Below are 6,629 nucleotides of genomic sequence, written 5' to 3'. Positions count from 1 at the left end.
GATAAGAATTGTCATATCTTAATTCTTACCAAAAAGGAGTCATTTTTTTCCAAAGACACAAGTTTATTTACACTACCTGGTGTGTTGTCAGCAGCTGCCAGAAAAGCTTCCCGAACTTTTCGGAGTCTCCAGTAATAACTCGCTTTCGTAATGTGGTGCAGCTGACACCATTCATCGATTTTCATACCCTGTGGGCGATTTTGACAATCTCTGACCAGTTCAGCCCATTCACTCAAACGTGTTTGCTGTGCAACTAAACTTGTATGAGATTTCATGACTCACCTCCTGTAGTCTGGTCAAAATAGTTGAGTACTAAACTTTTTTGACTTTATAGTGATGAGTCTATTATCTCACGTATGATAATTTTGAAAAGGTACTTGCTATTTTGCGTTTACCTTGAACTGGCTGTTTTACCCTGTATTTTATCGAATTTATTATCTATATTCTTTAAATTTTGTTCTCATATTCGTACCAGTCGAAATTATTAGAGCCAAGGTAGAGCCATTCCCGACTATTATATAATATTTTTTATTTCATTAAGTTCTCTTTGTAAGTTAACCAATTCTTTTAAAGTGCCACGGAAAATATACTCACCCGATGTCAAAATAATACCAAGTTGATTTAATGCACTCTCAATATATTGGCTTGTATATTCATCTAAACCAAACTTTTCGTAATATCTAATAGCATTTCTAGAATATGTTAATACATGATAATTCACTCGAACATCTTGCGTAATACAATATTCCAATGTTAAGAAAGATTTTTCTATAGTACTTTTTAATAAAGACAATTCATTTTCTGCATTAAATTTACTGCGCATATTCTTTTCAAACATAATGATAGCATGGGTATTAGCAATTGAAAAAATTCTTTTCTTACTCTCTGTATAAGCCTGATCTATTTGTTCCCAAGCTAGTTCATACTCATTTTTTCTTTGCAAAAATAGTGCATATTGATGCCTAATATAAGGGGATTGATTATTTTCTAATATTTTTTCATAAAATTTAATTCCATCTCCTATATCAAAAGCTCTTTTGGTAATATCAGCATCATATGCTCTACGTTTAAATATATCGTATCGATAGATAATCTGCGCACTAACGTTTTCCAAGAAACGATTTAGCACATGAGCTATAGTTTTATTATCTACCAAACTTAATGATTTTTCAGAGAATAATTTACTTCTCATTACCATATAATTCTGGTCTTGCTCACATGTATTTGTTTCCGTACTTTCTACAATTATCTTATTCATTTTTTCTAATGCATATAATATATCTTCATATGAATCAATATCCTCATTAAAATAGAAGTACATCATATCCATAGAACATGGAACTCCACAATAACTAGTATAGTTTACTAGAGTAAATATTTCTAACAAATCAATTTTCAAATTTTTATCGGTAAAGTTTATCAAATCACTTATATAGCGTTTAATTCTTTCCTTAATTAACGCACTAGTAGATACAAAAAATACTATTTCTAGTAAAGATATATTTTCATTATTTCTCATCAACTCAATAGCATCTGCACTTGAACGATTCATAGATTTACATATTATTTGTATATCGCCTGAATTTAGATTACTTATATCTACTATCCTATCTGATGAAATGCTAAAAAAACGCTTTACATATTCATAATTTAAGGCTCTTTCCGCTACAACTAACTTTATATTTTTAGCCCCTTTTAATACCTGTAAAGCATCTATATTATTATATAAATTATCTATAAAAACAATAACATTATCATCTGCTTCAACCAACTTTATTAAACGTTCCGCTTCTTGTTTTATAATGCTGTTAAACCAAAATTTTCTTCCATCCATTTCACTTGAAAAAGCTAACTGCATTAGTAATGTTGATTTTCCACATCCAGGTATTCCCGTAATTAACGTTATATTACCTGATAAAATTGTTTCTAGTGTATTTGAAAAATAGGATATTCTACATACATTATTAGACATAATATCTGATATTTGTGGTTCTGCACCTGCAAAAAAGTCTACAACAGGCCTTCTCACCCCAGAACGTTTGAGTTCATTACATACAAAATTACTGGGGAATTTTTCTCTATATTCTTTATAAATATATTTCTTATTATTTGATTGTCTTACAAAACTTTGATTTCCTAAATAATTTATAAGTTCTTTAGTATCTGCCTCAATGATATTAAATCCTAAATCTTCAAAATCTTCTATATATTCTTTGTTTTTCTCATCTGGATATACAACTATCCATTTTTGCATTTCAGATTTTGAATATGCCTCACTGTTACAAATTAGTTCTAATGTATTATTATCATACAAACTTGTTCCCCAAAAGATTGTAGGTGCTACAGATAATTTAAACGATACTGTCTCAAACAATCCTTTGTTTCTAATAAATAAATCTGTTAATTCTTTCTCTGTAAAGGACATCTTAGTCCCTAACGGATATGTAACAGAACCATGCAATTTATATAAATTTACAACTTTTTCTTTTTCTAATGTACCATACACAGCGGCATCTGATATATTTACTGATGACTCTTGATCATCAAAAATTTTTTCTAGCAGGTTATCTATATTAATTGTAACAATATTTTTCAACGGCAATTTGGTAATTGTCATATATTCTCTATCAAAAGACTTTACTGTATATTTTTCCTTCAATACTTTTTCCAACATACCTTCGTTATCTTTTTTTATCTTTTGACAAGTTTTACTCAAATTAAAATTTCTATTTTTATCAAGAGCAAATAAATTTATTAACGTTTCATTAATGTCATTTCCTAACGGCAGACTTTCTTCGTCCCCATTAAAAGCATAAACCGAGAATCCGGCTCCAAGGAACAAATTCATCCCATGTTTTCTTACTAATTCTTTAAATAATGTTTCCTTATCAAATCTCATAAATACCTCCCATAAAAATAGAATAGTAAACACAATTAGTAAATTTCGTTTAATCTGATACTTCGCCCCAGATTTAAAACACTACCTCTAATAGTCTAATAAATCCTGATAACTCACTCCCAGAACTTCCGCAATAACTTTCAACTCAATATCCGTCACAAACCGTTTGCCACTCTCTATCCTCTGAACAGCATTTTTATCAATGTCCAGACCTGCTCTTTGAAGCATATCCGCCAGCTTCCTTTGTGACGTTTTTTCTGGTAGCTTCTCCCTACTTTCCCTTATCTTCTGTCCACAGATATTATTACCGCCGTCCTCTGCCTTATTTTTGTACATAAAATCCTCTCCCATTTTTGACATTTACTAATTGTCATTTACTCCATTATATGATAAACCATGAAATAAGTTGACATTCAGTAAATGTCAGTAAAAATACTTTTAGTAAAGGACGCTATTTATGAAAAGCATATTACTAAGATTATATGACGGTGAGATTTGTCCTGCCGAGCAATTCGGTCTTAAAACAGAGGAATATCGTTCCATGCGGCAAGCACAATACCAACACTATGAAGATTTTATTGAAAAACTAAAATCTCTCGCCCCGCCATTACACGAAAAATTCATTGACATCATGGACGAACAGCTTGACACCGTTCCCCTTGAACTTTCTGGGTCATTCCTTGATGGCTTCCGCCTGGGCGCAAGAATGATGATTGAAGTGTATCAAAGCAATTACACAGACCTTGAAGAATAATTTTTCTGTCCGTAAATCCTTCATTTGACAGCCAAAACATAGAGGGCGAAGCAATCAATATCTCGTTGTCCGCCCTCTCCATCATGGCGCTAGCGCCATGTTTCTATATGTAATTAAGAAAAAATCAAATCTCCCGTTCCAACTTTCACAGCTTATGCTTTACCTCCTGTTGGCTTTCATACAACTCATTCCTCCTACCGCAAATTTCTTTCCCGCGCTCTAAGGCTTCTCTAATACTTTCCCTCCGCTCCAGCTCCCCCTTTTTATATTCCGCCATTAAAGAACGGATTTCATTGTTGTTCTGCTTCCTCTGATTATCTAGTATAACCCAATTTACCAACTGCTCCGCTTCCCGGTCTGTCTCAAAATCTGTATATTGGATAACCTTTGCACACAGCCGAAGCATGACTTTTTTCTCCATGTCTGTCAAAGCGATACCTCCGTTTTTTTGTAATGTTTAGGAACCGTTAAGCACATTTCTGCCGCTTTTTGACCTTCAATGATAGCTTTCACCTCTTGTTCTCCAAGGCCGGCTTTTACACACTCATAATCTTTTAAATCAGTTGAGAGCGAAAGATTTTTTTCTTCTACCTGTTTTATCTGCCCCTCCAAATAATTGCAATTTCTTTGAAGTCGCTCCACCTGCTGTTTCAATTTATCGGCCGCTTCAATCAACTGGACATTCCGAATAAGCGCCGCCACCAGTGTTTCCTTGACCTTCTTTAACAAGGGCATTGCTTTCTTATCCCGATAAGTTTTTGCCGTTGTCAGAGCCGCCGGTTCCGGTAACTGCCACGCCGGATTTTCACGAATGATGTGGATATTCTTCTCTGTTGCTCCTTTATCAGATGACAGCTTTATAATTTCCTGCTGTATCTCCCGTTTCTGCCCCTGTAACCGTTTCAAATCTCTTGTTTCACTGATAACCGATTTATGTATTTCTTGTATGCTCTGGCTAATTTCTTTCTTTTGGTCGGTAAGTTCCTGTACCTCCTTTTCCCGTTCCTGTTTCTCAAAATCCAATACGCTCAAATATTTTCTATGAGTTCCCTTTTGCTTCCAAATAATGCCGTGACGCTCCATAACTTTTGCTAATTCCTGTTTCTCCGAAGCTATCCACTGGCTCCATTCTGTTTCCTGCTTTGTACCGCCCTTAAAGCCCATAGAAGCAAGCGCTTGTTTCATGGAAATTCTTGTATCCAACCCCCTCTTGCTTTCAGATACGAACGGAATAAAATCTATATGCAGGTGGGGCGTTTCTTCGTCCATATGGAGGTGGGCGGAAAATACTCTAAGATTTGGATTTCTTTGCTGAAAATCATTCATAAATTCGTCCAGAATTTTCTTTGCCAATTCCCCGTTTTCACTTTGGGCGTTCATATCATCTTTGTTATCTATCTGGAAAATGACTTCATGAAATAATTTCTCTTGTTTAGATGTGCGTATCTTCTCGTAATAATTATCTATCTTCCTGTCATTGCGTGTCTGCTTTTCATTGTAACGCTCTAAGGCTTCATCAAACAATTCATGGTAAACAGTCTTGATATTTTCGTTACAGTATTCTATATTATATTGAGTGTAATCTTCCTTTATATTTTTTGCCTTGAACGCTCTGCTGTTGTGGGTAATAGAGCCTTTTCCCACCATGCCGCTGATTGTCCTCTCGATTGTCTTATCCTCCTTTCAGCAATACAGGGGCGGCATTTAAGCCGCCATAGCTTTGTTACTTTCGTCGAAAGTAACGCAAAAGCACTTTTGACAGGCTACGCTCTATCAAAAGCTGCCTTTGCGCCCTGCCGGGGGCTTTCGTTCTACAGACGGGCGGCTGTTCCAGCCGTTTTGCTTCCCCCAGTTTTCCAACTTCGTTCAACTCCGCAACAACGTAAGTTCTATATCTCTTGCAACCTTACAATCCTAAAGTCCGCAAATTTTATATACCCTGCATTGTTGCGTTGTTCCCTTATTTCAATCTTATCTTGTCCAGTTCCCAATACCATGAGTTATTTATCCGCTTCGCCCGGATACCCAACTCTTTTTTTGCATTTTCCAACGTCCGTTTGGATATGCCCTGTTCGTCTGCAATATTGACAATCTCATTGCTTTGCATGGCATTATTCGTTTCTGCCAGTTCACGGAGCAACCGTTTCGCCTGCTCCATTTTATTTGCTTTCGGAGCAATACCGCCTAAAACTTCATCTGCTGTAATATCATAATCTCCAAGCCAGCAGAAACCGTTCTCTGATAATTCAAAACCTTTCGGGTGTCCAAACGCCGCCAGATTGTTTTTTATCTGGACAACTGCCCTTATATTTGCTTCTCCCTCTACCCTGCCTACCAGCAGAACACTTCTTGCGACTGCAAAGAAATCAATGGAACCCATGCCCCGATACGCCGCCTTATTTCCTGCCGCTTTATTCATGTGACCCACAAGCACAATAGCACATTGATATTTCTCTGCCAGAGCCGCCAGCTTCTTTGTCATATCCCTTGCTTCATTTGCCCGGTTCATATCCATACCACCGCCTAAATAGGCCTGTATTGGGTCTAAAATCAGCATTTTAGCCTTTGTCCTTATAATTGCTTCCTCTAACCGTTCATCTATCATAGAGAGTGATTTTATGCTTTCATCAATGACAGAAATATTTTCACAGTCCGCACCCGCCACTTCCAGACGGGGCTTTACTGTATCAGCAAGCCCGTCCTCCGCTGTCTGATAAATCACATTTAATGGTTCCGTCAGCTTCATTTCATTATCTAACCCCTCACCATTTGACAGCTTTGCCGCTATATTGAGTACCATCGTTGTCTTTCCGTCTCCCGGATCGCCCTGTATAATTGTCAATTTCCCATAAGGGATAAACGGATACCACAGCCACGACACTTTTTGTGACTGTACCTCCGACATTTTAATCATCTGTAATTCTGTTTTTGTTTCTTCCATAATGCCCTCCGTTTCTGAAAATGTCATTGTCACTG

Annotated in this window: 7 protein-coding genes; 1 reads left to right on the top strand and 6 read right to left on the bottom strand. The window is 36.3% G+C overall.

Annotation, left to right across the window (positions count from 1 at the left end; all coding sequences use genetic code 11):
- Positions 1 to 11: 11 nt before the first annotated feature.
- From NSB28_RS19510 to NSB28_RS19500, 3 genes are all read right to left on the bottom strand, one after another.
- On the bottom strand, positions 12 to 275 hold the full coding sequence (locus tag NSB28_RS19510; RefSeq protein WP_257517600.1) for a hypothetical protein: 264 nt from the start codon (positions 273 to 275) through the stop codon (positions 12 to 14).
- 239 nt (positions 276 to 514) lie between these two features.
- Complete coding sequence (locus NSB28_RS19505; protein ID WP_109748164.1) at positions 515 to 2,899, bottom strand: SIR2 family protein; 2,385 nt, start codon at positions 2,897 to 2,899, stop codon at positions 515 to 517.
- An 87-nt stretch (positions 2,900 to 2,986) separates the two neighbouring features.
- The gene (locus tag NSB28_RS19500) at positions 2,987 to 3,235 is read right to left on the bottom strand and encodes a helix-turn-helix domain-containing protein (protein WP_109748165.1); all 249 of its coding nucleotides are present in this window, start codon (positions 3,233 to 3,235) and stop codon (positions 2,987 to 2,989) included.
- 121 nt (positions 3,236 to 3,356) lie between these two features.
- Here NSB28_RS19500 and NSB28_RS19495 point away from each other — a divergent pair, with 121 nt between their 5' ends.
- A complete protein-coding gene (locus tag NSB28_RS19495; RefSeq protein WP_109748166.1) occupies positions 3,357 to 3,653 on the top strand; it encodes a DUF6809 family protein in 297 nt (98 codons plus the stop codon).
- Positions 3,654 to 3,798: 145 nt separating this feature from the next.
- Here NSB28_RS19495 and NSB28_RS19490 read toward each other — a convergent pair whose 3' ends face one another.
- From NSB28_RS19490 to NSB28_RS19480, 3 genes are all read right to left on the bottom strand, one after another.
- Entirely contained in the window at positions 3,799 to 4,074 is a 276-nt protein-coding gene (locus tag NSB28_RS19490; protein WP_109748276.1) for a hypothetical protein, read from the bottom strand.
- A 5-nt stretch (positions 4,075 to 4,079) separates the two neighbouring features.
- A complete protein-coding gene (locus tag NSB28_RS19485) occupies positions 4,080 to 5,300 on the bottom strand; it encodes a plasmid recombination protein (protein ID WP_109748167.1) in 1,221 nt (406 codons plus the stop codon).
- Between the two features lie 313 nt (positions 5,301 to 5,613).
- Positions 5,614 to 6,594: an AAA family ATPase gene (locus NSB28_RS19480; RefSeq protein WP_109748168.1), complete on the bottom strand. Its 981-nt coding sequence runs from the start codon at positions 6,592 to 6,594 to the stop codon at positions 5,614 to 5,616.
- Positions 6,595 to 6,629: the final 35 nt, after the last annotated feature.

This window comes from Murimonas intestini (genome assembly GCF_024622195.1).
Taxonomy (GTDB): Bacteria; Bacillota; Clostridia; order Lachnospirales; family Lachnospiraceae; genus Murimonas; species Murimonas intestini.
The sequence above is the reverse complement of the archived record's forward strand: the minus strand, read 5'-3'. Positions and strand labels throughout refer to the sequence as shown.

Coding starts and splice junctions, on each gene's coding strand:
- NSB28_RS19510 (WP_257517600.1), bottom strand. CDS start 275: ATGAAATCTCATACAAGTTTAGTTGCACAGCAAACACGTTTGAGTGAA.
- NSB28_RS19505 (WP_109748164.1), bottom strand. CDS start 2,899: ATGAGATTTGATAAGGAAACATTATTTAAAGAATTAGTAAGAAAACAT.
- NSB28_RS19500 (WP_109748165.1), bottom strand. CDS start 3,235: ATGTACAAAAATAAGGCAGAGGACGGCGGTAATAATATCTGTGGACAG.
- NSB28_RS19495 (WP_109748166.1), top strand. CDS start 3,357: ATGAAAAGCATATTACTAAGATTATATGACGGTGAGATTTGTCCTGCC.
- NSB28_RS19490 (WP_109748276.1), bottom strand. CDS start 4,074: ATGGAGAAAAAAGTCATGCTTCGGCTGTGTGCAAAGGTTATCCAATAT.
- NSB28_RS19485 (WP_109748167.1), bottom strand. CDS start 5,300: ATGGTGGGAAAAGGCTCTATTACCCACAACAGCAGAGCGTTCAAGGCA.
- NSB28_RS19480 (WP_109748168.1), bottom strand. CDS start 6,594: ATGGAAGAAACAAAAACAGAATTACAGATGATTAAAATGTCGGAGGTA.